This is a genomic window from Amycolatopsis sp. NPDC024027 (assembly GCF_040638975.1).
Lineage (GTDB): Bacteria > Actinomycetota > Actinomycetes > Mycobacteriales > Pseudonocardiaceae > Amycolatopsis.
In genome coordinates this window covers 87,562-112,610 of the sequence record NZ_JBEZYY010000009.1, presented here as the reverse complement: position 1 = coordinate 112,610, position 25,049 = coordinate 87,562, and the positions used below count along the sequence as shown (strand labels likewise).

At 71.7% G+C, this 25,049-nt stretch carries 20 protein-coding genes; 4 read left to right on the top strand and 16 right to left on the bottom strand.

Annotation, left to right across the window (positions count from 1 at the left end; all coding sequences use genetic code 11):
* Nucleotides 1–207: 207 nt before the first annotated feature.
* The 15 genes from AB0F52_RS22840 to AB0F52_RS22770 form a co-directional block, all read right to left on the bottom strand.
* A complete protein-coding gene (locus AB0F52_RS22840; protein ID WP_360174301.1) occupies nt 208–1,149 on the bottom strand; it encodes an anti-sigma factor RsbA family regulatory protein in 942 nt (313 codons plus the stop codon).
* Entirely contained in the window at nt 1,146–1,988 is an 843-nt protein-coding gene (locus AB0F52_RS22835; protein WP_360175024.1) for an MEDS domain-containing protein, read from the bottom strand. Before AB0F52_RS22835 ends, AB0F52_RS22840 begins: the two co-directional genes overlap by 4 nt.
* A gap of 15 nt (nt 1,989–2,003) precedes the next feature.
* Nucleotides 2,004–2,408: a VOC family protein gene (locus AB0F52_RS22830; protein WP_360174298.1), complete on the bottom strand. Its 405-nt coding sequence runs from the start codon at nt 2,406–2,408 to the stop codon at nt 2,004–2,006.
* An 89-nt stretch (nt 2,409–2,497) separates the two neighbouring features.
* Nucleotides 2,498–3,814, bottom strand: coding sequence for a right-handed parallel beta-helix repeat-containing protein (locus AB0F52_RS22825; protein ID WP_360174295.1), 1,317 nt, complete (start codon nt 3,812–3,814; stop codon nt 2,498–2,500).
* 14 nt (nt 3,815–3,828) lie between these two features.
* Complete coding sequence (locus AB0F52_RS22820) at nt 3,829–6,024, bottom strand: glycoside hydrolase family 2 TIM barrel-domain containing protein (RefSeq protein ID WP_360174292.1); 2,196 nt, start codon at nt 6,022–6,024, stop codon at nt 3,829–3,831.
* Nucleotides 6,024–7,838: a rhamnogalacturonan lyase gene (locus AB0F52_RS22815; RefSeq protein WP_360174289.1), complete on the bottom strand. Its 1,815-nt coding sequence runs from the start codon at nt 7,836–7,838 to the stop codon at nt 6,024–6,026. Before AB0F52_RS22815 ends, AB0F52_RS22820 begins: the two co-directional genes overlap by 1 nt.
* A 32-nt stretch (nt 7,839–7,870) precedes the next feature.
* A complete protein-coding gene (locus AB0F52_RS22810) occupies nt 7,871–8,887 on the bottom strand; it encodes a GDSL-type esterase/lipase family protein (RefSeq protein WP_360174286.1) in 1,017 nt (338 codons plus the stop codon).
* A 28-nt stretch (nt 8,888–8,915) separates the two neighbouring features.
* Nucleotides 8,916–9,971 carry a rhamnogalacturonan acetylesterase gene (locus tag AB0F52_RS22805; RefSeq protein ID WP_360174283.1) on the bottom strand — a complete coding sequence of 352 codons (1,056 nt, stop codon included), beginning with the start codon at nt 9,969–9,971 and terminating at the stop codon, nt 8,916–8,918.
* Nucleotides 9,972–10,015: 44 nt separating this feature from the next.
* Complete coding sequence (locus tag AB0F52_RS22800; RefSeq protein WP_360174280.1) at nt 10,016–12,283, bottom strand: cellulase family glycosylhydrolase; 2,268 nt, start codon at nt 12,281–12,283, stop codon at nt 10,016–10,018.
* A 170-nt stretch (nt 12,284–12,453) separates the two neighbouring features.
* Nucleotides 12,454–13,563, bottom strand: coding sequence for a glycosyl hydrolase 53 family protein (locus tag AB0F52_RS22795; RefSeq protein WP_360174277.1), 1,110 nt, complete (start codon nt 13,561–13,563; stop codon nt 12,454–12,456).
* A complete protein-coding gene (locus AB0F52_RS22790; RefSeq protein WP_360174274.1) occupies nt 13,560–14,618 on the bottom strand; it encodes a LacI family DNA-binding transcriptional regulator in 1,059 nt (352 codons plus the stop codon). The genes AB0F52_RS22795 and AB0F52_RS22790 overlap by 4 nt, the downstream gene beginning before the upstream one ends.
* Nucleotides 14,615–15,172: a hypothetical protein gene (locus AB0F52_RS22785; RefSeq protein WP_360174271.1), complete on the bottom strand. Its 558-nt coding sequence runs from the start codon at nt 15,170–15,172 to the stop codon at nt 14,615–14,617. The genes AB0F52_RS22790 and AB0F52_RS22785 overlap by 4 nt, the downstream gene beginning before the upstream one ends.
* Nucleotides 15,169–15,999 carry a carbohydrate ABC transporter permease gene (locus AB0F52_RS22780; protein WP_360174268.1) on the bottom strand — a complete coding sequence of 277 codons (831 nt, stop codon included), beginning with the start codon at nt 15,997–15,999 and terminating at the stop codon, nt 15,169–15,171. The genes AB0F52_RS22785 and AB0F52_RS22780 overlap by 4 nt, the downstream gene beginning before the upstream one ends.
* A complete protein-coding gene (locus tag AB0F52_RS22775) occupies nt 15,996–16,937 on the bottom strand; it encodes a sugar ABC transporter permease (protein ID WP_360174265.1) in 942 nt (313 codons plus the stop codon). Before AB0F52_RS22775 ends, AB0F52_RS22780 begins: the two co-directional genes overlap by 4 nt.
* A gap of 13 nt (nt 16,938–16,950) precedes the next feature.
* Nucleotides 16,951–18,237: an extracellular solute-binding protein gene (locus AB0F52_RS22770; RefSeq protein WP_360174262.1), complete on the bottom strand. Its 1,287-nt coding sequence runs from the start codon at nt 18,235–18,237 to the stop codon at nt 16,951–16,953.
* A gap of 286 nt (nt 18,238–18,523) precedes the next feature.
* On the opposite strand from AB0F52_RS22770, the gene AB0F52_RS22765 reads away from it, so the two are divergent.
* From AB0F52_RS22765 to AB0F52_RS22750, 4 genes are all read left to right on the top strand, one after another.
* Nucleotides 18,524–21,268 (top strand): hypothetical protein, encoded by a 2,745-nt coding sequence (locus tag AB0F52_RS22765; RefSeq protein ID WP_360174259.1) that lies wholly within the window; start codon nt 18,524–18,526, stop codon nt 21,266–21,268.
* The gene (locus AB0F52_RS22760; RefSeq protein ID WP_360174256.1) at nt 21,265–22,293 is read left to right on the top strand and encodes a GDSL-type esterase/lipase family protein; all 1,029 of its coding nucleotides are present in this window, start codon (nt 21,265–21,267) and stop codon (nt 22,291–22,293) included. Before AB0F52_RS22765 ends, AB0F52_RS22760 begins: the two co-directional genes overlap by 4 nt.
* Before the next feature lie 101 nt (nt 22,294–22,394).
* On the top strand, nt 22,395–23,363 hold the full coding sequence (locus AB0F52_RS22755) for a hypothetical protein (protein WP_360174253.1): 969 nt from the start codon (nt 22,395–22,397) through the stop codon (nt 23,361–23,363).
* Nucleotides 23,364–23,617: 254 nt separating this feature from the next.
* On the top strand, nt 23,618–23,989 hold the full coding sequence (locus AB0F52_RS22750) for an STAS domain-containing protein (RefSeq protein WP_360174250.1): 372 nt from the start codon (nt 23,618–23,620) through the stop codon (nt 23,987–23,989).
* Here AB0F52_RS22750 and AB0F52_RS22745 read toward each other — a convergent pair whose 3' ends face one another.
* On the bottom strand, nt 23,990–24,997 hold the full coding sequence (locus AB0F52_RS22745; protein WP_360174247.1) for a hypothetical protein: 1,008 nt from the start codon (nt 24,995–24,997) through the stop codon (nt 23,990–23,992). It lies immediately after the preceding gene.
* Between the last annotated feature and the right edge of the window lie 52 nt (nt 24,998–25,049).

Genomic DNA, 25,049 nt, shown 5'->3' with positions numbered 1-25,049 from the left:
CGCACCGACCGAGAACCCGCAGCCTGAGCCCGTTGGGGCACCGCCCCCGCGCAATGCTCGGCGCACCGACCAGGAGCCCGCAGCCTGAGCCGTTGGGGCGCCGCCCCCGATTGCCACGCTACCGGCAGGCACCGACAGTTTGCCGCGGCCTCCGGAAGCCGCGGGCCGCCGGCGGCGGGGTGAGCCGTCGCGCAGGGGTGCCGCGCGCTACCAGGGGCGGCCCGCCGTGAGGCGGGCCGTGAAGCCGGTTTCGTCGCTGTGCAACGTCACCTGGCTGCAGATCTGGTGGGCGATCCACAACCCCCGGCCACCGATGCTGTGGGCCGCCGGCAGCAGCCCGGCGAACGGGTCGGCCGGCCCTTCGCCCGTGTCGTGCACCGAGACCACCATCTGCCCCGGGCCCGCCCAAATCCGGACGCGGACCGGCGGGCGGCCGTGCCGCAGCGCGTTGTCGACGATCTCGCTCACCGCCAGGACGAGGTCGTCGATCTCGGCCGCGGGCAGGTCCAGCGGGGCGATGGCTATGACCGCCCGGCGCGCGTCCGCGGGCCGGGGGTCGGCCAGCTCCGCGAGCGGCGGGGTGAGCTCGATCGGGAGCGGCGTCATCGGCCGGGGGCCGGCCAGGAAGGACAGCGGGTCGATGTAGCCGGTGTTCGGGTGCCGGCCGCCGCCGGGGATGGCCACGAACGGGTGCGTCCGGGCGACGTCGTCGAGGACGTGCCGCGGGGTCGTGCGGGTGTCGTACGCGCACATGCTGCGCAGCGGGAACTCGTCGTAGGCGTGGTTGACCGCCGACTCGTAGCGGGCCCACCAGTCCCACGACGTGTCGATCGCGGCCGGCGGGATCTCGCCGAAGATGCGGATCCCGGCCGCGCCGCCGGCGACGAACCGGGCCATCAGCTCCCGGTAGGACTTGATCGCCGCCGCCGGCCGCGCGTACAGGTCGCGGGTGGACAGGTACTCCACCCGCGCCGACGGCGGGAGGGCGCCGCGCAGCAGCTCGGCGCGTTCCGGCTCCATCGACACCAGCGTCGGCTCGCCGGCGGCCAGCCCACCTTCGAGGAACGGCACGGCGACGGCGAGCAGTTCGTCGTCGCCGTCGTAGTGGACGGCGGCGTGGTCGTAACCCCGGTCCTGGCCGACGCTCATGCGGCACGCTCCACGCGCACGCCGGTCAGGTCCAGCAGCTCGACGAGCCGGGCGGCCGTGGAGGACCGCGTCCGCAGCACCACCGTGGTGGCGTGCCGCCCGGCGTAGCCGGCCAGTGCGACGAGGCTGCGGTGGTCGACGAAGTCCAGGCCGGCGGCGTCGATGGCGACCGTGCCGCCCTCGGGCCGCAGGCCGGCGCGCTCCAGCGCCAGCGGCCAGAGCCGGCGGGACTCCAGGTCCAGATCGCCGTCGAGCGCCGCGGCGCTGCCGTCGCGCACGTGACCGTGCAGGTGGAACGGTGCCCCGCCGTCGGGGGCGGGCGGGTGCATGCACGCGAGCTGCGCGACGACTTCGCCGCCGAGCTCGGCCACGTCGTAGCCGCACATCGCGGACATCGGGTGTTCGGCCAGGTAGCGGTCCACCAGGTGCTCGTAGCGGGCGAAGGCGTCCAGCTGGGCCGGCGTGCGCACCAGCGACGTCGCGTCGGCCGCGACCCGCAGCCCGGTGAACCCGGCCGCCAGCGCTTCGGACGTCGCCGCGGCGTAGTGCTCGACCTGGCCGGTGGGGTCGACGACGGCTCCCGTGCGGTAGGTCGCCTCGACCGAAGCGACCTGGACGGCCCCGCGTTCGAGGCCCTCGTCGCAGCGTTCGTCCGCCCGCAGCTGCCCGGTCAGCGCGGCGTCGTCGCCCGGGGCGACGTAGAGCACCCGCTCGCCGGCCGCCAGGCCCTCGGCCAGGAACTCCTGCGCGTGGGTCACGAATTCGCCCTGCCTCCGGTACCCCCGGCAGAGGTGGTCACGGGCCGGCGAGAACGATCCGCTCTTCCGCTCGGTCGGCATCAGCACGGACCGAGACTACGCCGCCGGGCCCGCTCCCGGGGTCCCCGCCCGCGCTCCGGGGTCGCGGACCTCGTCCGCCGGTTTCGCGCAGACGCAGAACAAGTTGCCCTCCGGGTCGGCCAGGACGACCCAGTCGTCGGCCGGGTCGTCCTCGACGTGGCGCACGAACCGCGCGCCCAAGCCGACCAGCCGGTCGACCTCGTGCCGCTGGTCGTCCGTGTAGAGGTCCAGGTGCATCTGGTCCCGCGCCGTCACCGGCGCCGAGGACCGTTGCAGCGACAGGTTGACGTGCGGGCCGCGCAGCAGCCGGAAGTCATCGGCCTCGGACGCCGGCTCGAGGCCGAGTGCCGCGCTCCAGAAGCGGGTCATGGCATCCAGGTCGGCGCAGGTGATCACGGTGCTGCCCAGCCGGATGGCCATGGTCGTCTCCCCGTCTTGCCGCTCGGTGCACCCTGGTTACCCGCTCGGCCGGGCGGGTAACCCCGGGTCGTCACCACCGACCCGTCCACTCAGGATTCGAAGGCGCCGAGGTCGGGGGCGCTGCCTTGGTAGGGCAGGCCGACGTTGGTGCCCTTGTCGATCAGCCAGCTGCCCGCCGCCAGGCGCAGGTTCGGCAGCACCGGCAGGCTGCCGTCGGCCTGGCGCCGCGCGTCCCAGCCGGACGTCGACACGCTCCGGAACTGCGCGTCCGACAGCGTGCCGCCCCCGTTCCACGAGTTGTTCGAGGCACTCGTGCCGGACATGTTCGACGTCAGGGTGCCCGTGTAGGCGATGTTGTTGCGCAGGTTGCCCAGTCCGGCGGCCGCGCCGCTCGAGGTGATGCCGAGCATGTTGTAGTCCGGGTGGTTGTTGTAGCTGGTGTTGTTGAAGTAGTCGTTGGCCAGCGTGTGGTGGTTGGCGTAGAAGCCGGCGGCCCGGTTGTTGAACGCCACCGAGGTGCGGACGGTGTGCTTGACGCCGTTGCTGACGTACTTGCCGCCGTAGCCGCCCACCTTGAAGCCGTTGCCGTTGCCGGACGCCGTGGTCGTCTGCGGCAGGTAGCCGTTGCGCCAGGCCCACGAGTTCTCGATGGTCACCGGCGAGAACGCGTTGATCAGGTCGAACCCGTCGTCGGAGTTCCACCACGCGCGGCAGCCGCGGAAGACGTTGCCCGGGTGGCCGGCGGAGATGTGCGCGCCGAACCCGTCGGCGCTTTCGCCCGCCCCGTTGGACGTGCGCGGGTCGTAGTTGTCGTGAGAATCGGAATTGAGCACGAGGTTGCCGCCGCCGTCTTGGATGAACAACCCCGGGCCCATGTTGTTGTGCAGGTTCAGCAGCTCGAACGTGTTGTCGCTCCCGGAGACCCAGATCCCCCACGACTCGTGGTTCAGGTTGTTGTTCTGCGGCACGCCCTTCACTTCCAGCCCCTTGAGGTGGATGAAGTTCCCGGTGACGTCGAAGCCCTTGATCCGGCAGTCGTCGCCGATCCGGGAGAAGTCGAAGACGGGCGTTTCGCCGGGGTAGGCCCAGTAGCGGATCGGGTTTCCGGAAGTGCCGCTCTTGTTCAGCGTGATCGCGTCCACCCGGTCGGTCTGGCTCGCGCAGGCCTTGTTCGCCCGGGAGTAGGCGTAGGTGCCGCCCCGGAGGTAGACCGTGTCGCCGGCCTGCGCGATGGCCTGGGCGTGCGCGACCGACGCCCAGGGCGCGGCCTGCGTCCCGGCGGCGCTGTCACTGCCCGCCGGAGCGACGTAGTAGGTCTTCCCGGCCGCCGGGCTGCTCGCGGCGGCCGGGGCGCCGGCGACGGTCACCGCGGTCGCGAACGCCACGAGGGAGATTGCGAGTTTCATCGGCACTCCAAAGGTCAGTCGCAGCTGCCGGAACACGGCACGAACGGTGCCGTGGTGCCGGTCAGCGTGGTCGTGCCGAGCGTCAGCCCGGCGGAGCTCGCGGTCACCGTGATGGTGCCCGCGCCCGTCGCCCGCACCAGGCCGTACGCGACACCCTGGTAGGCCTTCCGCACCGGGCCGCGGAAGGTTTCCTGCACCGGGCTCCCGCTGTCGACCGCCACCAGCTCGCCCGGCCCGCTGACGCTGAACGAGATCGGGGCGGCGGAGCCGGTCACCACGCGGCCGGACGAGTCGGCCACGGTGGCCTTGACGTACGAGACGTCGTCGACGTCCGTGGACACGGTGCCGTGGTCGGGCGAGAGCAGCACGCGGTTCGCCGTGGTGCCGGTCGCCGGCGGCGACGTCGTGGGCGCACCCCACGTGCGCTGCCACGAGTACCCGATCGGCCGGACCGTGCCCACGCCGTCCAGCAGGCCGAAGTCCGGCTCACCGCGTGGCCACAGCCCGTCGGCTTCGCCCAGGTAGGCCGCGCCGGTCCAGAGGAACAGGCCGGTGACCACGGCGTTGTTCCGGACCGTCGTCCACGCCGAGGTGTCGGTGCCCATCTCGGTGAAGAGCCCGGCTCGCGCCGGCGACGCCTTCGCGGCCTGGATGACCTCGTCCGGCCGGTAGTTGCCGCCGAAGACGTCGACGAGGGTCCGGGTGGCCCCGGTGACGTCGCCGCTGTCGGCCGGCCGGAACAGCGCCTGGGTGACCGGACGGCCCGGGTCCAGCGCGTGCGCGATCGCGACCATCCGGGTCAGCAGCGGCGTCCGGGTCGCGATCGGGTCGCGGATCTCGTTGCCGGTGCTCCACATCGCCACGCTGGGATGGTTGCGGTCGCGCATGACCACGCTGGTGGTGTCAACCTGGTACCACGGCACCGAGCCGCTCGCGCCGGGTACCGCGGGGGTGCCGGTGGGCGCGGCCGCCGTCCGGTTGAAGGACGTCGCGTAGTCGCCGACGTCGGAGTACTTGTGCTGGGTCCAGACGTCGAAGAACTCGTCGAGGACCAGGAACCCCATCCGATCGGTCAGCTCGAGGAACGCCGGGCTCGGCGGGTCGTGCGCGGTGCGGATGGCGTTCACCCCGAGGGCCTTCAGCTGGGCCAGCCGCCGCTGCACGGCCCGCTGCGGGGCCGCCATCCCGAGCCCGTGGAGGTCCTGGTGCAGCGCGACACCCTGGAACTTCACGTTCTTGCCGTTGAGGCTCATCCCGGTCGAGGCGCTGAACTTCAGCGTGCGGATACCCACCGACGTGACGTCGTCGTCCACCGCTGTCCCGCCAACCAGGACGGTGGTGGCCAGCGAGTACAGGTTGGGGTTCGCCAGGTCCCACAGCTTCGGGTTGTTCACCGGCACGTCGTAGGCGAAGGTGGCCGACGCCCCGGCGGCGATGGTCTTGGCCGCCGTGGTGACCGCGGGCAGCGCGGCCCCGCCCGGGTCGCTCAGCACGCCTTGGACGCTGACGCTCGCTGCCGCGCCCCCTTCGTTGACCACCGTGGTTTCCGCGTGCACGGTGTTGTTGTTCGGCGTGGTGACGTGGGTGGCCCACTGGCCGACGTGCACCGGATCGGTCGCGATCAGCCGGACGTCACGGTAGATCCCGGCACCGGTGTAGTAGCGCGACGCCGGCTGCGACGTCGTGTCCGTCTTGACCGCGACCACGTTGTCGCCGCCCAGGTTCGCCGCCGCCGTGACGTCGTAGCGGAAACCGGTGTAGCCGTAGGGGTGGGTGCCGATGAGCGTGCCGTTGACGTACACGCTCGCGTTGGCCATCACGCCGTCGAACTCGAGGAAGACCTTGCGGCCCGCGGGCACCCCGGCCAGCGAGAAGTGCTTGCGGTACCAGCCGATGCCCGAGGGCAGGTACCCGCCGCGGCCGGTGCTCGGCGCCGACTGCGAGAACGGGTTAGCCGGCGGGTTCTTGCCCTCGATGCTCCAGTCGTGCGGCACGCTGAGCTTGCGCCAGCCGCCGTCGTTGTAGGAGGCACCGCCGGCACCACTGGCGTCACCGTAGTTGAACAGCCAGCCGGCGTCGAAGTCGGTGACCGTCCGGTACCGGTTCACCGCGGTGGTGCCCGCGCCGGCGGTGCCGGACACCACGGTCAACGGCGCGAGCACGAGCGCCAGCACCCCGGCGACGGCTTTCCGCAGCGTGGACACCGCCATCACCGGGCCATCGCGAAGCTCGGGTGCGGCGGCTGGTTGTACGCGGTGTTCTGCCACGCCACGGCCTCCCGGTACTGCCGGTCCTGCATCAGCGACACGTGCGAGATGCTCGTCGAGTCGGTGGTCGAGTAGATCCGCAGCGCCCGGTTGTCCGAGGTCGGCCAGACGACCTCCTCGCGCCAGTCGCCGAAGAGGTCGGCCTGCAGCGACGGCGTGTTCTTCGTGCCGTTGTTCGCGTGCACGCCGGAAGCGGTGAGCAGCCGCGTGTCGCCGCCGGTGCCGTACTTGTCGATGTGGGTGCCGTCCAGCAGCTCGCGCTGGGCGTCGCCGTCCCAGTAGATGACGAAGTTCGTCGACGACGGCTTGCGCCCGATGTTCTGGCCGCTGGTGTTCAGCAGCCCGGACACCGCGGACGACCACGACTCGGCGCCGGGGCTGCCAGCGTAGATGTCGTCCGAGACGCCGCGCCCGTTGTCGCAGTTGCAGGAACTGTTCTGCCAGATGATCTGCCCGGTCTTCGCGTCGGCCATCCAGGCGGCGGGCTTGGACTTGTCTTCGTCCACTTTGAACTCTTCCAGGCCGGGGCGGCTGGGGATCAGGTCGCCGACGTGCATGGCGTCGCCGTGGCCGAGCCGGGTGTTCCACAGTGGACTTCCGTTGTCGTCGATCGCCATGGCCCCGAAGACGATCTCGTCGCGGCCGTCGCCGTCGGTGTCCGCGATGGCCAGCTGGTGGTCGCCCTGGCCGGTGTACTGCGAGCCGGCCGAGTTCGAGTCGAACTTCCACCGCTCGGTCAGCGCGCCGCCGCGGAAGTCCCAGGCCGCGATCACGGTCCGGGTGTAGTAACCGCGGCTCATGATCAGGCTGGGGTGGGAGCCGTCCAGGTAGGCCGTCCCGGCCAGGAACCGGTCGACGCGGTTGCCGTAGCTGTCACCCCACGAGGACACCGTGCCGCGCGGCGGGTCGTAGTTCACCGTGGACACCGCGGCGCCGGTCTGCCCGTTGAACATCGTCAGGAACTCCGGGCCGGAGAGGACGTACCCGCTCGAGTTGCGGTAGTCGGCGCTCGCGCTGCCGATCACCTGGCCGGTGCCCGATCGGGTGCCGTCCGCGGTCTTCATCGCGACCTCGGCCTTGCCGTCGCCGTCGTAGTCGAAGACCTGGAACTGCGTGTAGTGCGCGCCGGCGCGGATGTTGCGCCCGAGGTCGATCCGCCAGAGGCGGGTGCCGTCGAGCCGGTAGGCGTCCACGTAGACGTTCCCGGTGTAGCCGGACTGCGAGTTGTCCTTGGCATTGGTCGGGTCCCACTTCAGCACGAGCTCGTACTGGCCGTCGCCGTCCAGGTCACCGGCACTGGCGTCGTTCGCGGTGTAGGTGTAGCTCTCCCCGGACGGGGTCGTGCCGCCGGCCGGCGGCTGGATCGGGACGTCGCGGGTGCTCGCCGCGGCACCGCTTTCCAACGTCAGCGAGTCTTCCGCGGCGAAGGCCGACATCCGCTCGACCCCGCCGGTCACCGCGCGCACGGTGTACCGGGCCCCCGCCGGGGCGCCCGCGTCCACGAAGCTCGTCGGGCCGCTCACCGGGGCCGCGGTCACCCGGGCGCCGTCGCGGTAGACGTTGAACGCCACGCCGGCCGGGTCGTCGGCGAGCAGGCGCCAGCCGACGGTGTTGCCTTGGGCGGTGTGGACGCTGACCACCCCGCGGTTCAGCTTGTCGATCCGGGGCGTGGCCGCGACGGCGGCCGGGACGGGCACCAGCCCCGCCACCAGCACTCCCGCGGCGGCGAGGACCAGCCGCTTGACCGAGTTACGCATGGCTCCTCATTTCTGCAGTGCTTGCCGGAGGATCACCCGAGGACGGCGACGAGCCGGGCCGCGATCTTCCGGTGCCCGGCGTCGTTCGGGTGGGTGCCGTCCGCGGTGTCGGTGGCCTTGTCGATCCAGCCCGTGGTGTCGATGAACTCGACCTTGCTGTCCCCGGCGTTGTTCCGGGTCGTCACCGCGGCTTTCGTCTCGGTGGCGTAGCGCCGGTAGAAGTTCTCCATCGCGTAGACGGCCGCGTTCGGGTACTTCGCGCGGACCCGTTGCAGCAGCGTCAGGTACGCGCTCTGGAACTGCGCACCGGAGACGCCGTGCGACAGGTCGTTGGTGCCGAGGTTGATCACCACGTCGGTGGCCTGGTAGCGGGCGAAGTCCCAGTCCGGCGAGCCGGTCGCCAGGCCGGTCTTCAGGAACCGGTCCCGCATGCCGAGGCACCCGTCCGGGGCCGGGTACAGGCAGGCGCCGCCGACGGCGATCTGGGTGTGCCCGGCGCCCAGTTCCTCGCCGGTCAGCCAGCCGTACGCGGTCAGCGCCTGCTTCGACGACAGCTGGCCCACCGTGATCGAATCACCGACGAACTCGATGATCCGCGACGGCACGGCCGGCACCACGGTCCGGGCCCCGGAGTCCAGGACCACGCCCTGGAACACCGCGTCACCGTGGTACGAACCGGCGACGGGCCGGTAGGACACCCGCAGCGTGTGCGTGCCCTGTGGCAGCCGGGCCGGCGTCAGGTCCAGCGTGCCGCGGACGTTCGTCCGCGACACCCAGGCGCCGCCGTCGATGCTGGTGAACAGGTCGACGGCGTCGCGCTGGCGCAGTTTCACCGTCGTCCCGGTGAAGCCGACCACCACGTACGCCCCGGCCCATTCGGACACGTACGCACCCGCCGAACGGGTGTCCCAGCGCCCGAAGTACCGGATGTTCGAGTCCGACGGCGAGCCGTCGCCGGTGGCGGCCGAAGCCGGGTGCACCGCCGTGCTCACCGCGGCCACGACGGCCACCGCGAGCGTGACCGCCCGCGACCTCGTGCCGATTGGCATCCTCTGCCCCTTTCTCGTCCGAATCGGGTCAGCGCAGGTAGGCGGCAAGGGAAAGGTTCAGCTCCCGGACACCCTGCAGCACGAGATCCGACATCCGGGTCGCGCCGTAGGCCGAGAAGTGCGTGTTGTCGGTGACGCCGTCGGCGGCCTGGGTGAGGTAGATCTGCTGCGACGCCGACGGGCCGAGGGATTCGACCAGGGCCTTGCTCTTGGCCGTCAGGTCGATCACCGGCACGCCCGCGCTCTTGCCCAGTGCCCGGATCACCGCGGGCAGGTCGGCGCCCACGCCGTTGACGTGCAGGGCGGTCGGCGTCAGCGTGCTGCCGCTGAACAGCCGTCGCACCGGCGGCGTCACCAGCACGGGCACGCCACCGCGTTCCCGGACGCCGTTGACCAGCTTGGTCAAGTTGTCGCGGAACGCCGTCGCCGACGTCTGCTTGTCGTTGTGCCCGAACTGGATGAGCACCAGGTCCTTGCTCTTGATCAACGGCTTGAGCGTCGGGAACAGCGCGCTGTTGGCCAGGAAGCTGCCCGAGCTCTCGCCGGAGTCCGCGTAGTTGGCGATCACGGCCCCGCTCCGGACGGCGGTGGGCAGGACCTGGCCCCAGCCGGTGTAGGGCGCCGCCGGCTGGTCGCAGACGGTCGAGTCGCCGGCCAGGTACGTCACCAGCGGGGCCTGGGCCGCGGTCACGGTCAGCGAACCGATCGCGGGGGCGCTGCCGCCGAACGTGAGGTCCAGGCCCGCGGTGCCGGTGCCGCCCTGGCCGGTCGGCTGTCCCTCGGGGTTGCGCACGTTGACCGTGACGGTCGTGGGGACGACCTGGCCCGCGCTCGTCGAGACGGCGTTCAGCACCTGCCGTCGTGCCTCCGCCGACATCGAGGTGTTCGCCGCTCTGGTGGTGCTGCCGAGCCCGACGGTGACGTCGTAGTTCCCCGGGGCGACCGCGAAGTGGCACTTGATCGGCGCGCTTCCCGAGCACTGCGGGGGAAGCGCATCCCGGACGGCCGCGGCCACCGCTGGTGCGGGAACCAGGGTGGCCGCGGCCAAGCCGGCGAGGATGACCGCTCGCTGCCTGAATGACACGAGGACTCCTTTGTCCTTGGTAGTACAGTCCTGAATGGACTGTCTCAGCCGATGGAACAGGTGCTGCCGTTGAGCGTGAACGCGGACGGCGCCGGGTTGGTGCCGGTGAACGTGCCGTTGAAACCGATGCCGGTCGAAGCGTTCGGCGCCAGCGTGCCGTTCCAGCTCAGGTTCTTGGCGGTGACCGCACCGCCGGACTGGGCGAAGGTGGCGCCCCAGCCGGGCGAGGTCACCTGCTGCCCGCCGGCGAAGGTGAAGGCCAGCGTCCACCCGGTGACCGCGCTCGTGCCGGTGTTCGTGATGGTGACGTTGGCGGTGAACCCGTTGCCCCCGCCCCAGTTCGAGGCCGTGTAGGCCACCTTGCACGCGCCGGACCCGCCGCCGGCGCTCGTCGTCGCCGTCGCAACCCCGGAGGCGGCCGAGGTGTTCCCGGCGGCGTCCCTCGCCCGCACCTGGTACCGGTACGTGCTCGAAGCCGTCAGGCCGCTGTCGGTGTACGACGTCGTCGCCGTCGAACCGACGACGGCGAACGTGCCCCCGCTCGCTCCCGGCGCCCGGAGGACGTCGTAGCCGGTGACGCCGACGTTGTCGGTCGACGCGGTCCAGCTCAGCGTGGCGCCGCTCGACGTCACGCCCGACACGGCCGGCGTGCCCGGCACGGACGGGGCCTGGGTGTCGGTCGAGCCGCCGCCGTAGATCGTGGCTTCCTTCGACGTCTGCCGGATCCCGTTGGTGCCGTTGAGGAACCGCTCGCCCCACGCCGTCAAGCTCGCCGGGTCGAAGTTGTTCGTCATGTCGAGGTAGGCGACGTCGCTGCTGTTGCCGCTCCAGGACCAGCCGAGGTAACCGAGGCCGCGGGCCTGCGCCTGGGCCATGATCGTGTCCTCGTCCGGGTTGCCGTCGGTGTGCATGTTGCCGAACTCGCCGACGACCAGGGGCAGCCCGGCGGTGCGGAAGGCGTCGAAGTACGCGTTGATCTCGGCCGCGGTGTCGTAGACGCCGTACATGTGGATGGAGAAGACCGTGTTGTGCTGCGGGTCGGCGTTGAACACCGCCGGGGCGTTGTCCCGCATGATGTTCTGCCAGTCCTGGCCCCACATCGGCGCGTCGGCCATCAGCAGGTGCTGCAGCCCGGCGGCCCGCAACCGCTTGATCGCGTTGCTCGTCGCGCTCGTCCAGGTCGCGCTGACCTGCTGGTCGTTGCCGAACGGCTCGTTGCCGAGGTTGATGACGACGTAGTTTTCCTGGCCCTTCAGCGCGTCGGCCACGCTGATCCAGTAACCGGCCGCCTGGTCGAGGGTGGCGGCCCCGCTCTGCTCGCCGTACCCGGTGGTGTCGTGCACCTCCAGGACGCAGATCAGCCGGTTCTGCTTGCACTGCCCGATGACGCTCGTGACTTCGGCGGCCGGGGTCGGTCCCCACCGCTGCCCGCTGCCGAGCACGACCCGGACCGTGTTGGCGCCGAAGGACTTGATGTCGGCGAAGGCCCGGTTCTGGCTCGGGTACCAGACGTACGCGTGGTTCACCCCGCGCATCACGAACGGTGAGCCGTTGCCCTCGAGGATCCGGGTGCCGTCGACGTGCAGGCCGGTCGCGCCGGGCGTGTCGGTGCCGAGCGCCGCGACCAGGGCCGGGTACCAGCGGCTCTCCATCTTCTGGATGCCGGTGGTGTTGTTCGGGTGGACGCCGTCACCGGTGTCGGCCGCGGTGTCGAAGCCGGTCCACTGGTCGACGACGGTGATCGGCGACGCGGCCGTGGAGTGTGCCTGCGCCCACCCGGGGATGGCGTTGTTCAGGTCCACCACCCGCTGGCCGCAGGCGGCGCAGTTGGCCGGGTTCATCGGGATGATCTTCGCGACGATCAGCTTGGTTGCCGGGTTGGCGGCCCGCATCTGCCCGAGGAGGGTGGTGTAGGCGTCGAGGACCGTGCTCGCCGGGATGTTGTTCCAGACGTCGTTGGTGCCCAGGTGCATCAGGACGATGTCCGGGTGCGTGGACGACAGCCAGCCGGGCAGCTGGTTGTCCCGGACGATCCCGGTCGCCAGGAACCCGCCGTGGCCCTCGTTCTCACCGTCGTAGGTGAAGCCGCAGCCCTGCGCGGGCAGGGTGCCGACGAAGTCGATGTCGGTGTGGCCGGTCTCCTGGAGGTGTTTCCACAACAGCGCGCGCCAGCAGCCGGGCGACCCGGTGATGGAGTCGCCGAGCGCCATGACCCGCGTGGGCGTGGCCGCCCCGGCCGCGGCGGGGGCGACGACAGCGCAGGCGGCCACCAGGAGGCCGGCCACGAGCGCGCGGAGGAATCGCCAGTTCATTACCGACCTCCTGGAGAACCACTCGACAGGAAAGTTTCAGGCTGGGAGCGCTCCCACGGTAACACGGGACCCACGGGTGGAACACCGGCGGCGAGACAGAAACCGGCCAATCCGCTGAACGTTAAGCTGGCCGGGACCGGAGTTCGAGAAAGCGTTTTCACAATGGCCGGTCAGGCCCGCCAGCGCACCTGGGAGTTGAACCGGCCGGAGCGGTCGAAGACGGCTTGGTTCTCCCAGCCGTCGCCGGACCCGGTGATGTCGGCCGGGTCCCAGCCGTTGCCGTGCACCGCGTACCAGGTGGGTTCCCAGTAGAAGACGCCGATCGCACCGGCGCCGCGGGCGGTGTCCTGGACCGCGGTGAAGTTCGCGGCCTGCCCGGCCGGGGTGGCCGGGTACCCCGCGCACGGCTGCGCGGCCGAGACGGCGTTGGGTGTGCTGTCGTCGTTGGCCGTCGTGTACGGGTACGCCGTTTCGGCGAGGACGACCGGCTTGCCGTACCGGGACCGCACGTCGGACACCACGCCGGCCAGGTTCGCCAGCGTGCCGTGCCAGTAGCAGTAGTAGGACAGGCCGGTGATGTCCCACGGGACGCCCTGGGCCCGGATCCCGTCGTAGAACCAGCGGGCGTGCGCGTCGCTGTCGGCGTCCGCGGTGTGGATGATCACCTGGGTGCCGCTGTTGCAGGCCTTGGTGGCGTTGTACCCGGCCTTGAGGAGCAGGCCGAGGTTGGTGAAGTCGTTGTTGACGACTTTCCCGTCGTTCCAGAGCATGCCGACGTTGATCTCGTTGCCGATCTGCACGCTGTCGGGGGTCGTGCCCTGGGCCTTGAGCCCGGAACAGACGTCGTGGGTGTAGTCGTACACGTCGGTCTGCAGCCGGCCGATGGGGTGCGCGGCCCAGGCCGCGGGCTTGGTCTGCGTATCGGGGTCGGCCCACGTGTCGGAGTAGTGGAAGTCGACCAGGAGCTTGAGCCCCTTGGCTTTCACCGCGCGGGCGTACTGCAGCACCTTCGCCTTGTTGTTGTAGCCGCTGCGCGGGTTGTTCCACACGCGCAGGCGCACGTAGTTGACGCCAGCGCCCTTGAGGATGTCGAGGGGATCGCGAGCCACCCCGGCGGCGTCGGTGTACTTCGCGCCGAGGTCGAGCGCCCGCTGGGCGGTCGAGACGTCAGCGCCCAGCATGCCGAGGGAGTTCGCGGCCGAAGCCGCCGGGACGGGCAGGGCGAGGGTCGCCAGGATCAGGGCCGCCGTCGCGAGGCGGCCGGTGCGGGACACGGTCATCCGATCTCCTTTGATCGAGTTCTCGAAGCTGTCCGGCGAGGCCGGGGGCGGCGGCTCGATTCGCGGACCACCAGCTCCGGCGTGAACACCACGTGCCGGTGCTCGTGTTCGGACGGCGCCAGCGATTCGGCGATGACCAGGTCCGCGGCCGCGCGGCCGATCGCGTGCCGCGGCTGGCGGACCGACGTCAGCGGCACCGCGGCCGCCGCCGCGAAGTCGATGTCGTCGTAGCCGACGATCGCCAGGTCCTCCGGCACCCGCACGCCCGCCCGCACCGCGGCCTGGAGCAGGCCCAGCGCCAGCAGGTCGTTCGCGCAGAAGACGGCGTCCGGCAGCACCGTCCTGGCCAGCAGCTGCTCGCCGGCCCGCAGGCCGCACGCCACGTTGAGGGCCGGCGCGGGCAGCACCTCGAGGACGTCCGGCGGCCGGCCCGCCAGCCGGATCGCGTCGCGGGCACCGCGGTGGCGTTCGGCGGCCTGGTGGATGCCCGCCGGGCCGGTGACCATCACGATGCGCTCGCACCCCTCGGCCAGCAGGTGGGTGACCGCGAGCTCGCCGCCGTGGCGGTCGTCCACCGCGACCGAGCACAGGTCCTCCTCCGCCGTCGGGTGGTCGAGCAGGACCACCGAAATGCCCCGCTCCCGCAGCCACCGCACCGGCGCCGGCCCGGACTCGACCGGCGTGATCAGCACCCCGTGCACCCGCTGGGAAGCCAGCAGCTCCACGTGCCCGCGTTCCTTGGCCACGGATTCGCCGCTGTTGCACAGGATCACCGCGTGCCCGGCCTCGCTCGCCGCCTCTTCGACACCGCGGGCGACGTCGGTGAAGAACGGGTTGCCCACGTCGAGCACCACCAGGCCGATCGTGCGGGCGGTGCCCGAACGCAGCTGGCGCGCCGGTTCGTTGCGGACGTACCCGAGCGCGTCGATGGCGGCGAGGACCCGCGCGCGGGTGGCGGCGGCGACCACGTCGGGGCGGTTCAGCACGTTCGACACCGTCCCGACCGACACCTCGGCCCGGACGGCGACGTCCCGGATGCCGATCGGCGGCTTCACCGGCGTTCCCGGAGGCCCACCGCGACCGCGGCCAGCACGAGCAGGCCCGGAGCGACGACCACGAAGGCCGGCGCCTGCCCCACCACGACGGCCACGACGACGATCGCGGCGACCAGCCCGAGGCTGCCCCGCCAGTCCAGGACCGTTTCCCGCCCGGCCGCCGCCAGCACCGCCGGCCAGCGCCGCTCCGGTCGCCAGGCCGCCGCGCCCCGCAGGCCGGCCGCGAGGAGCGCGGCGAGCACCAGACCCAGCACGGCGCCGAACACCCGGCCGCCGGGCAGCCCGCCCAGCACCGCGACGACGTCGACGGCCCCGACGACCAGCAGACCCAGCGGGGCCAGGACGGCCACCGGGTGGGCCAGCGCCGTGCGGAACAGCCGGGCGAACCGGCGCACGGTCGGGGCCCGGACGTCCGCGGCGACCTCGGTGACCAGGACCGAACCGGCGGCCGCCGCGGCCAGGGCCGTCACGACGAACACCGAGACCGCACAGACCAGGAGGCCGACGAAGAGGACCTCGGCGAGCAGCGTCAGCGAGCGGTACTGCGTCTTCATCCCTTCAGCCCCGACGTCGCCACGCCCTCGACCAAGTACCGCTGGAAGGCGAAGAAGAACAGCCCGATCGGCAGCAGGGCGAGCACCGACATGGCGAACATCGGGCCGAACGCCGACTGGCTCGTCTGGTCGACGAAGATCTGCAGCGCCAGCGGCAGGGTGAAGCGGCCGGGGTCGTTGAGGTAGATCAGCTGGGAGAAGAAGTCGTTCCAGGTCCAGATGAAGGTGAAGATGGCGGTGGTGATCAGCGCCGGGCGCAGCAGCGGCGCGATCACGTACCGGAACGTCCGCACCGGCCCGCAGCCGTCGATCGTCGCGGCCTCGTCGAGTTCGCCGGGCAGGGCGCGGATGAACTGGACCATCAGGAAGACGAAGAACGCGTCGGTGGCCAGGAACTTCGGCAGGACCAGCGGCCAGAACGTGTTGACAAGGCCGAGCTTCTGGAAGATCACGTACTGCGGGATGAGCACGACGTGCTGCGGCAGCATGATGGTGGACAGCATGAACCCGAACATCGGCCCGCGGCCCCGGAAGTGCAGCCGGGCGAACGCGTAGGCGGCGAGCGAGCAGGACACGACGTTACCGATCACTGCGCCGGCGGAGATCACCAGCGAGTTGGCGAAGTAGTGCCAGACGCTGTACCCGGCCACACCGGCGAACACCTGCGTGTAGTTGTCCCCGGTGGCGTGCGACGGCAGCAGCGAAAGCCCGGCCAGCACTTCCTCCGCGGGCTTGAACGACGCCGAAACGAGCCAGCCGACGGGATACAGCAGCACCACCAGGATGAGCACCATCAGCAGGTGCCACGCCCACGGCCGGCGGGTCATCGCCCCTCCCCCGCGTAGAAGACCCACCGGCGCGAGCCGCGGAACAGCAGCGCGGTGAGCACGCCGATCACCACCAGCAGCACCCAGGCCATCGCCGAGGCGAAGCCCATCCGGAAGTCCGTGAAGCCGCGCTGGTAGAGGTAGAGGGTGTAGAGCAGGGTCGAGTCGCTGGGCCCGCCGCGGCCGCTGCTGACGACGAACGCGCCGGTGAACGACTGGAACGCGTGGATGGTCTCCAGCACCAGGTTGAACAGCAGCACCGGGGAAAGCATCGGCAGGGTCACCGAGCGGAACCGACGCACGGCCCCGGCGCCGTCGAGTTCCGCCGCCTCGTACAGCTCCTTCGGGATCTGCTTGAGCCCGGCCAGGAAGATGACCATCGGCGCGCCGAACTGCCAGACGGCCAGCGCGATCACGGCGAGCAGCGCGAACTGCGGCTGGTCGACCCACCCGCCCGTGTCGAGGCCGAACGCGGCCAGCACCCGGTCCGCCGTGCCGCCGGTGGAGAACATCGCGCGCCACACCAGGGCGAGGCTCACGCTCGCGCCGAGCAGCGAGGGCGCGTAGAACGCCGAGCGGTACAGCCCGGCGCCGCGGCGGGCGCGGTTCAGCAGCATCGCGACGGCCAGCGCCAGCCCGAGCTTGAGCGGCACCGAGAGCCCGACGTACCGGGCGGTGACGCCGGCGGCGTGCCAGAACCGCTCGTCGCGGGTGAACATCGTGGCGTAGTTGTCCAGGCCGACCCAGTGCGGCGCGTCGAACAGGTCGTAGTCGGTGAACGACAGGTACAGCGACGCGATCATCGGGCCGATGGTCAGCGCCAGCACACCGATCAGCCACGGCGACAGGAACAGGTAGCCGGTGCCCTGGCCGGCGCGGCGACGGCGGGGTGCGGCCCGGTCCGGCGCCACCGGCCGGTCCAGCACAGCTTGCGTCATCGTGCGTTCTCCCTCAGGACCCGAGCGACTGCTGCGCGGTCTGCACCACGCGCGCGGCCCCGTCGGCGACACTCGTGCGGCCGAAGATCACGTCGTCGTAGACGCGCTGGAAGTCGCGCTTGACCGCCGCGGACCCGGTGGGCCACAGGCCGGTGGCCGGGCCGATCCGGTCGGCGACCGACTTTTCGTAGTCGCACACCGCCTTCGTGGCGGCCTGGGCCGCGCCGCAGACCTGCTCGCGGATCGCCGTGTTGGGCGGCAGCCCGCGCGCCACGCCCAGCAGCTTCCCCGCTTCGGGGTTGTTGACCAGGAAACTCAGCAGCTTGGCGGCGGCCTCCTTGTGCGCCGAGCGTTGCGCGACGGCGAAGGTGACCGGCGGCATCGCGGCCATGCCGGACGCCGTGCCGTCGGTGGGCAGCGGCGCCGCCTTGATCCCCGGGCCGTAGCTCGAGAGGTAGGCGCTGAGGCTGGAGTCGTAGTTGATCTCCGATCCGGCGCGCTTGGTGACCAGGCCCGAGTTCGGCATGGAGCCGTCCATCTTCGTGGTGACCTCGGGCGCGGTGACGGCCTTGGCCGCGCGCAGGCCGCCGGTCAGCGTCCAGAACCGCGTCAGCTCGGCGGCGGTGAAGCCGAGCTTGCCGTCGTCGGTGTAGAGCTGCTTGCCGTGCTGGTGCAGCCAGACCTCGAACCAGTCGATCGCCCAGCCGAAGTCGGTCGTGCCGGCCACCCCGGTCGCGGCCACCTTGCGCAAGCCGTCGCCGAACTGCGCCCAGGTCCAGGTCTTGCCGGGCCCGGACGGCGGTTCGACGCCCGCCTTCGTGAAGACGCCCGCGTCGTAGGCGAGCATCTGCGTGGTCTGGCCGCCGGGCACGGCGTACTGCTTCCCGTCGATCTTCCCCCCGGCCAGCAGCGCGGGCGCGATCCCGGTGACGTCGACCGCCTTGCCCACGTACGGGCTCAGGTCCTCGAGCACGTGCCGGTGCTGGTACTCGCCGAGCGTCGCGCGGTCCAGCTGGATCAGGTCCGGCGACGCGCCGCCGGCGACCTGGGTCGAGAGCTTCTGGAAGTAGGCGTCGTACGCGGCGTACTCCGTCTGGACCGTGATGCCCGGATTGTCTTTCATGAACAGGTCCACCGCGGCCTTGGTGACCTTGGCGCGGTCTTCGTTGCCCCACCAGACGAAGCGGATCGTCGTGGGTCCCGCCGCGTCGCCGCCGCCACCGCACCCGGTGACCAGTCCCGCCAGCGTGACCGCCACGACCGCCGCCCAGCCGGCGCGCACCCCGAACCGTCCGTTCATCGAATTTCCCTTCTGGCGACCACCACCCGGGCGAGCTCACCGGAATTCGGTCTTGAATCGGTTCAAGCACGGTAAGTCCGCGCGCGGGCGGCGTCAACCAGCAATGATCGCCCCGAAAGCGCCGAAACTTTCGAATCGGTCGAACGGCCGCACGCGTTCCTCCGATCATCGAGAAAGCGCTTACTCAAGGGACTGGACTGATCGGGTCGACCGGGTTGACAACCCGGGAACGGTCTGGCTTGAATCGGTTCATCGCGGCAGCGACGAGCTGATCCGGAGGCCGACGATGTCCCCGCAGTTCCCCCTTTCCCGCAGAGTCTTCCTCGGCGGCGTGTCGGCACTGGCCGCCACCGCCGTCACCCCACCGGTGGCCGCCGCGGCGGCCACCTCCCCGGACGCCGCCACTGCGCCCGGCGGCGGCGAAGTGCGCCTGCACTGGCTGGACGGCCGCCCCGCCGCCCCGGTGGGCTGCGCCTTCGGCGTCCCGTGGCCGCGGGGAACGCTGTCCAGGAACGTCCCGCTGACCCTGCACGCCGGGGACGGCAGCGGAGTCCCGCTGCAGTCGTGGCCGCTGGCGTACTGGCCGGACGGCTCGGTCAAGTGGACCGGGCACGCCGTGACGTCGGCCGCCACCGCGGACACCTTCGCGCTGGCCCCCGGCGCACCCGCGCCGCCACCGGTTCCGGTCACCGTCCGCCGCTCGCCGCGCGAAATCGTCGTGGCCAACGGAACGGTCGAACTGAAGCTCGCCACGACCGGCGCCGTCGCGCTGCCGTCGCTGTCCCGGGCCGGTCGGGTCGTCGCCCGCGACGGTGAGCTGGTGCTGCGGCTGCAGGACCAGCCGGACGACGACGGCGACACCCGGGTGCCCCGCCGCGAGGACTGGACCGGCATCGTCGAACGCGCCGAGGTCGAGCAGGCGGGCCCGGTGCGCGCGGTGGTCAAGCTGACCGGCCGGTACCGGCGCGACCGCGGGCGCGGCACCCGCGCGATCCTGCCCTGGACCCTGCGCGTCTACCTCGGCGCGGGCGACGAGTCCCTGCGCGTGGTGCACAGTTTCCGCTGGGACGCCGACGAAAACCACGACTTCGTCCGCGGGCTCGGCCTGCGGTTCGCCGTTCCGCTGACCGACGAGCCGCACAACCGGCACGTCCGCTTCGGCACGGCCGCGGGCGGCGTTTGGGGCGAACCCGTCCGGGTGCTGACCGGCCTGCGCCGCGACCCCGGCACGGCCGTCCGGAAGGCCCAGACCGACGGCACCGCCACCCCGCCGGTCGCGCAGTGGGGCCAGCAGGTGCGCGACGGCTACCAGAACCTCGCCCTGTGGAACGACTTCACGCTGTTCCAGGAGTCCGCCCGCCACTTCGCGGTGTGGAAGCGCACCAGCGCCGCGGGCAGCTGGCTCAAGCACGCGGGCCACGGCGACCGCGCGTCCGGCTTCGGCTACGTCGGCGGTCCCGCCGGCGGGCTGGGCTTCGGGCTGCGTGACTTCTGGCAGCGCGCCCCGCGGTCCCTGGACATCCGCGGTGCGGCCACGGACACGGCGTCGGTGACGCTCTGGTCGTACTCCCCGCTGGCCCCGGCGATGGACCTGCGCACCTACGACACCGTCGCCCACGGGCTCGACCTGTCCTACGAAGACGTCCAAGAAGGCTTCGCGACGCCGCAGGGCATGGTGCGCTCGACCGAGCTGCGGCTGTGGGCCCTGGCGGCCACCCCGCCCCGGGACACGATCGCCGCGTTCTCGGCCACCCTGACCGCGCCGCCGCAGCTCGTCGCCGATCCGGGCACCTACCACGCGGCCGGGGTGTTCGGCCGCTGGAGCCTGCCCGACCGCAGCACGCCCGCCCGCGCGGCCCTCGAAGACGGGATCGCGCGGGAGATCGGGTTCTACGCCGACCAGGTCGACGAGCGCGAGTGGTACGGGTTCTGGCACTACGGCGACGTCATGCACACCTACGACGCGGACCGCCACGAATGGCGCTACGACGTCGGCGGGTACGCCTGGGACAACGCCGAGCTCGGCACGGACGCCCTGCTCTGGTACGCCTTCCTGCGCTCGGGCGATCCCCGGACGTTCCGGCTGGCGCACGCCATGACCCAGCACGTGTCCGAAGTGGACACCCACCACAGCGGCCGGTTCGCCGGGCTCGGGTCGCGCCACGCCGTCGTGCACTGGGGCGACGGCGCCAAGGAGGCGCGGGTCGGCGAGTCGTTCACGAAGCGGTTCTCCTACTACCTCACCGCCGACGAGCTGCTGGGCGAGCTGATCCGGTCGTCGCTGCAGGTGGACGAGACGCTGCGCACGGTGGACCCGCTGCGCGAAGTCCTGCCACCGCAGACGAAGGCGCCGGCCCGCGTCCGCATCGGACCGGACTGGTACGCGCTGGTCGGCAACTGGCTGACGGAGTGGGAGCGCACCGGCGACGTCCGCTGGCGCGACCGGATCGTCACCGGCATGAAGGACATCGCCACGTTCCCCGCCGGGCTGTTCACCGGCGAGGCGGGCGGCGCGGTCGGCTTCGACCCGGCGACCGGCCACCTGGTGAACCTGGAGAAGGGCGACTTCGACGGCGGCTACAACCTGGCGATGGCCTTCCTCGGCGAGCAGATCCTCTGGGAAGCCCTCGACCTGGTCGACGTCCCGGAGTTCCGCCGGACCTACCTGGACTTCGCCCGGTACGCGCAGGCGCCGTCGGCCGAGAAGATCGCCCGGTACGGCCGCGACTTCAACCCGGGGCTGTTCAAGACGATCTACTCCCGCGTGACGGCCTGGGCGGGCGAGCAGCTCGGCGACGCGAACCTGCGCAAGCGCGGCTGGGACCAGTTCACCGGCGACCCGGCCGGCAAGCCGTGGCCACCCGCGGAACGCGTCACCGGTTCCGCCGTCGCCGGTCCGGTGACGGAGATCCCCACCCGGACCACGACAAACCCCGCCGGCGACTTCGCCACGTTCGCCACCAACGACTTCGCCCAGCGGAACCTCGCCACCATCGCCCTGCTCGCCATCGCCCCGGAGGAAGCGCCGTGAAGATCCTCGGACTCGCCTTGGCCGCCTTGCTCGCGTTCGGCGCTCTCCCGGCCGTCGCGGACGCGGCTCCACGGTGGACCGTGTGCACCGGCTCGTGCTCGTTCGACGTGCCGGCGGGCGACTACCGGATCGACGTGGTCCTGGGCGGCCGGGACGCCGGGTCGACCGGGCTGGACGTCGAGGCCCGGCGGATCGCGCTCGCCCCGGTGCCCACCAGGGCGGGACAGTACGTCGAACGTTCGGTGACGGTCGAGGTGCGCACGCCCGAGGGCATGCCGAGCGGTCAGGACGGCCCGGGCACGCCGGGACTGCAGGTGCACCTCACCGGTCCGGCGCCGCAGCCGGTCCGGATCGCCGTGACACCGGAACCGAAGGCCCCGCGGATCTTCGTCATCAGCGACTCCACCGCGTCGGACTGGGCGTACCTGCCGAAGAACGGCTGGGCCCAGGCGCTGCCGGAGTTCTTCCGCGCCGGGCCGAGCGTGCGGAACTACGCCCAATCCGGCGCGAGCACGGTCAGCTACCTCGCCGACCCGCGCTACTTCGCCCGGGTGCGGCCGATGATCCGGCGCGGGGACACGGTCCTGATCCAGCTGGCGCACAACGACAAGCAGACGACCGAAGACGTCTACCGCGCCAACCTCGCCGCCCTGGCCACCGGGGTCCGGGACCAGGGCGGGCTGCCGGTCATGGTCACGCCCCCGGTGCGGCACCGGTTCGGCGCGGACGGCAAGCTCACCCCGCTCGGTCTCGTCGTCAACAACATCGGCGTGGACCTGCCCGCGGTGATGCGGGACGTCGCCCGGCAGCAGAAGATCCCGCTGCTCGACCTGACCGCCCGCAGCCAGGCGCTGCTGGAAAGCCTGGGCGAAGCCGCGTCCTGGCCGCTGTACCTGACGCTCGCGCACGACGGTGTCGACGACGCGACCCACCTCAGCCGGTACGGCGCCGAGCAGTTCGCCACGCTCGTCGCGCGGGCGATGGCCGAGGCCCGGTTGCCGCTCGCGCGGTTCCGGCGTCCTTGACGTCCCCCGACGGGTGACGGCCGTTTTCGCCGGGCCCCTCCTGGGTATTCCTCCTGCGCCGGTAACCCGACCATGCGTGCGCCCTTGCGCGAGGTGAGGTCATGGTGACGACGACAGGTGATGGTTTTCCGCTTCCGATCAGCATCGAAAACACCGACGTCGCCCAGCTGGAAGCGGCTGTCGGAGTCCTGCGGGCGCTGGATTACCGGCAGGGCGGCGGGTTCTGCCGGGACGCCGTCCGGGTGGTCAAGACGGCGAGCCTGCTGCTGCACTGGGGTACGGTCCCGGATCCGTTGCGGGCCAGGCTGTCCACAGTGCTGGCCGATGTGCACAACCTGCTGGGCTGGACGGAGTTCGACATCGGGCACGACGAACCGGCACGGCGCCGGTTCGAACACGCGCTGGACATCGCGGCCGAGGCGGGCAACGACAGCCTGGTGGCGAACATCCGCTACCGGCTCGGCCGCGTGCACCTGCACCGCCACGACGTCCCCGGTGCGCTGGGTGAGTTCGCCCGGGGCCGGGCGGCCGCGCGGCGCTCGGATTCCCGCCGGGCCCTGGCGATCCTCGCGGCCAACGAGGCGTGGGCGTTCGCGATGGGTGGCGACGAGCGCACGGCCCTGACCCGGCTGGCGGAGGCCGAGACGGCGTTCGCGGCGGCGGGTTCGTGGCCGGACCCGAGGCCGTGGGAGGCGTTCTTCCGCGAGACGGACATGGCGGCGATGCGCGGCACGGTCCTGACGGAGCTGGCCACCGTGGTGGCGGCCCGCCACAGCGGCGAAGCGATCACCCAGCTGACCGGAGCGGCGGACCGCTACGGCGCGGACATGGCCCGGAGCCGGTCGTTGACGTTGATCATGCTGGCCCAGAACCACGCGCTCCGGGGCGACCTCGACGAGGCCACCCGGATCGGCGGGGAAGCGGTCACGCTGGCCGGGCACGTGGGCTCGGTCCGGCCGAAGGACCGGCTGGCGCCGTTGGAGCGGCTCCTGCGCGCGCATCGCGGCGACGCGGCGGTGGGTGCCCTGGTCGACCGGATCGGGCGGTACCGGGCGGAGCCGCTGATCTGACCTCCGGACCGCACCTCCACCGTGATGCCCCTCCAGTCACGCGAGATGCCCCGCTGATCACGCGAGATGCCTCCCCGATCACCGTGATCGCGTTCGATGCGCGGCCCGACGAGGCCCGGCAGGACGCCTCGCCGCCCTCGGATGACTCCGTTCGGGTCGTTGCCCGATGTTTCGTCATTGCGACCCCGGGGTACCACCGACCCGGAGCGGACCGGCCGCTCGGCGAAGAAGGGATTTCCGCATGCAGCCCAGGGGTGATCGTGACCGCTGAGGGCAACCGGGTCCGGCCCCAGGACCTCCTGCGCGTGACGGCCCACCACTCGGGCGGCGCGGTCGTGCTGGCGGTGGCGGGCGAGATCGACCTGCTCAGTGCCCCCGTGCTCGGCGACGGCGTCACCACCGCCCTCGCCGACGCGCCGGAACTGCTGGTCATCGACCTGTCCGAGGTGTCCTTCCTCGCCTCCATCGGCATCACGGCACTGCTCGAGGCCCGGCGCGAGGCCGGTCCCCGCACCCGGGTCCGGGTCGTCGCCCCCGAAGGCGGCGTCGTCAACCGCACCCTGCGGCTGACCGGCCTGCACGAGGCGCTGGCCGTCGCCACCACCCGGGACGACGCGCTCGGCTGATCAAGGCCGGGCGAACCGGGCCGCGACGGCGTGGAAGACCTCCTTCGGCTCCCACGTCAGCCCCGGGTACGCCGTGCCGTCCGATTCGCCGAGGACTCTGACGACGCCGTAGCTCGCCAGGTCGAGGTCGTGCCGGGGCTCCGGACCGGACGGGCATTCGTACCCGGCGAAGGTGAACCAGAACGCGCCGTGCACGCCCTCGGCCTCGAAGACGTCCATCAGTTCGGTGAAGTACGCCGCCTGACCGGCCTCGTCGCGGTCGTAGTCGCCGTTCAGCGCCCGCGGGCGGGCGCCGAAGTCGACGATCGTCCACCCCATCCCGCCCGCGTCGGCCGCGCCCCGGTGGGTGCAACAGCCGAATTCCGTGACGACCAGCGGCTTTCCGTGGCTCCGATGAGCGCGGACGTGCTGGGCGAAGTCGCCGGCGTTGGCGGCCGAGCGGTAGAGGTTGACGGCGGCGAAATCGAAGTCCGCCCAGTCGATCTCCTCCCACTCGCCCGCCGCGTAGGTGAGCTGGCCGCCGAAGTGCCGCCGCGCGACCGTGGCGAGCTCGCGGAGCACCGTGCCGAAGTCCCACTCGTGGGAGAACCCGGCCCAGGCGGCGGGATCCGCCGCGTTGCGCAAGCGCTCCAGCAGGAAGGCGCCGGGCACGAACCCGGTGCAGAACAGCGACATTTCGCAGCCGAGCACGAGCACCGTTTCCGGGTCCCGCGCCCGGATCTCCTCCGCCCGCCGGGCACATTCGGCGAAGTAGGGCGTCAGCTGCGGCGGCGTGCGGTCCATCGGGAACGGCGAAAACCACACGCGCAGCCCGGCGTCGATCGCGGCGTGCGCGGCCACCGCGAGCCGGTCCGGATCGTCGCCGCTGATCCGGACCGCGTCGCAGTGCAGGTCCGTCGCGATGATTTCGAGTTCCCGCCGCACGACCGCGGGCTCGAAGTCCCGGCGCGACCGGTCCCCGACCGCGCCGCCGAAGCCGGTGTCGTAGTTGATCCCCCTGAGCTGCATCCGCCCTCCCGAATGTACGTAGTACACTCGAATGTACGCTGTACACTCCGCG

Coding starts and splice junctions, on each gene's coding strand:
- AB0F52_RS22840 (WP_360174301.1), bottom strand. CDS start 1,149: ATGAGCGTCGGCCAGGACCGGGGTTACGACCACGCCGCCGTCCACTAC.
- AB0F52_RS22835 (WP_360175024.1), bottom strand. CDS start 1,988: ATGCCGACCGAGCGGAAGAGCGGATCGTTCTCGCCGGCCCGTGACCAC.
- AB0F52_RS22830 (WP_360174298.1), bottom strand. CDS start 2,408: ATGGCCATCCGGCTGGGCAGCACCGTGATCACCTGCGCCGACCTGGAT.
- AB0F52_RS22825 (WP_360174295.1), bottom strand. CDS start 3,814: ATGAAACTCGCAATCTCCCTCGTGGCGTTCGCGACCGCGGTGACCGTC.
- AB0F52_RS22820 (WP_360174292.1), bottom strand. CDS start 6,024: ATGGCGGTGTCCACGCTGCGGAAAGCCGTCGCCGGGGTGCTGGCGCTC.
- AB0F52_RS22815 (WP_360174289.1), bottom strand. CDS start 7,838: ATGCGTAACTCGGTCAAGCGGCTGGTCCTCGCCGCCGCGGGAGTGCTG.
- AB0F52_RS22810 (WP_360174286.1), bottom strand. CDS start 8,887: ATGCCAATCGGCACGAGGTCGCGGGCGGTCACGCTCGCGGTGGCCGTC.
- AB0F52_RS22800 (WP_360174280.1), bottom strand. CDS start 12,283: ATGAACTGGCGATTCCTCCGCGCGCTCGTGGCCGGCCTCCTGGTGGCC.
- AB0F52_RS22795 (WP_360174277.1), bottom strand. CDS start 13,563: ATGACCGTGTCCCGCACCGGCCGCCTCGCGACGGCGGCCCTGATCCTG.
- AB0F52_RS22785 (WP_360174271.1), bottom strand. CDS start 15,172: ATGAAGACGCAGTACCGCTCGCTGACGCTGCTCGCCGAGGTCCTCTTC.
- AB0F52_RS22780 (WP_360174268.1), bottom strand. CDS start 15,999: ATGACCCGCCGGCCGTGGGCGTGGCACCTGCTGATGGTGCTCATCCTG.
- AB0F52_RS22775 (WP_360174265.1), bottom strand. CDS start 16,937: ATGACGCAAGCTGTGCTGGACCGGCCGGTGGCGCCGGACCGGGCCGCA.
- AB0F52_RS22770 (WP_360174262.1), bottom strand. CDS start 18,237: ATGAACGGACGGTTCGGGGTGCGCGCCGGCTGGGCGGCGGTCGTGGCG.
- AB0F52_RS22765 (WP_360174259.1), top strand. CDS start 18,524: ATGTCCCCGCAGTTCCCCCTTTCCCGCAGAGTCTTCCTCGGCGGCGTG.
- AB0F52_RS22755 (WP_360174253.1), top strand. CDS start 22,395: ATGGTGACGACGACAGGTGATGGTTTTCCGCTTCCGATCAGCATCGAA.
- AB0F52_RS22745 (WP_360174247.1), bottom strand. CDS start 24,997: ATGCAGCTCAGGGGGATCAACTACGACACCGGCTTCGGCGGCGCGGTC.